This window comes from Micromonospora sp. CPCC 206061 (assembly GCF_036906915.1).
Lineage (GTDB): Bacteria > Actinomycetota > Actinomycetes > Mycobacteriales > Micromonosporaceae > Phytohabitans.
The window spans coordinates 1-1,026 of the sequence record NZ_JBAKHX010000215.1; the positions used below are offsets into that span (position 1 = coordinate 1).

Genomic DNA, 1,026 nt, shown 5'->3' on the forward strand with positions numbered 1-1,026 from the left:
GTTGTCCACCCCGACCACCTCGTGGCCACGGCCCAACAACTCCTCGACCACATACCCGCCGATAAACCCGGCCGAACCGGTAACCAGGACCTTAGCCACTAACCTTGCTCTCCTTCTCCAGGGAAACCTGGGCGTGCCGCGGACCACGCGCCGCGATCTGCCCCACCGTCAGCCGACGGCCGAAACAGAAGAAATACCACCGCAGATAAGACGGCATGAACCGGCCGAGGTCGAACCGGGACTCGCCCAACTGCCGATCCAGCCAGATCGTCGGGATCTCGGCGACCGGACGCCGCAGCCGGCTCGCTTTCGCGGTCAGCTCCAAGCCAATCTCGAACCCGGTGCGCGACTCGATGCCCACCTGGCGCACGAACTCGGTGTCGTACGCCTTGAAACTGTTCGTCGCGTCGCGGGTGCCCACCCGGGCGAACCAGTGCAGCGAGCGCCCCGCCCACCGCGACAGGAACCGCTTCAGCCGCGGCCCGCCGACCTGCTGCCCACCGGGCATGTACCGGGACGCGGCCGCCACCACGACGCCGCGCTCGACGAGCCGCGCGAGGTCGTCGATCTGGCGCGGGTCATCCGACCCGTCCGCCATCGTGACGACGGCGACCGGGGCGCAGGCGGTGTCGATGCCGAACCGGATCGCGTTGGCCGGACCGCGCCCGTACGTGTTGAGCACCGGCCGCACGTGCGAGTTTTCAGCGGCGAGCTTCTCCGCGTACGGCACCGTGGTGTCTTCGGGCATGTCGTGCACCAGCAGGATCTCACTGGGCAGAAGCACGTCACGCAGGATGCGGTCGACGCACCGGAGGATCGCCTCGCCCTCGTTGTAGACGGGGATGACGATCGAGACGCGCGGCGTCACACCAGCACGCCCTGCTGGGTGATGCCCCACATGTCGATCAACGGCTTGTCGGTGACCAGATCTCGGTACTCGGGATGCGGGCTGGCGATCACCAGCAGGTCGGCACGCTCCAACACCTCGTCCAGCGCAGTGAACCGCTCATCGACGATGTACGGATC

General features: G+C 67.4%; 2 protein-coding genes. Both read right to left on the reverse strand.

The features are described 5' to 3' along the window. On the reverse strand, positions 1 to 147 hold a 147-nt coding region (locus tag V6V89_RS41450; RefSeq protein WP_442935331.1), incomplete at its 3' end, for an NAD-dependent epimerase/dehydratase family protein. Beyond that, positions 92 to 868, reverse strand: coding sequence for a glycosyltransferase family 2 protein (locus V6V89_RS41455; RefSeq protein ID WP_334625228.1), 777 nt, complete (start codon positions 866 to 868; stop codon positions 92 to 94). The genes V6V89_RS41450 and V6V89_RS41455, both read right to left, overlap by 56 nt. Positions 869 to 1,026: the final 158 nt, after the last annotated feature.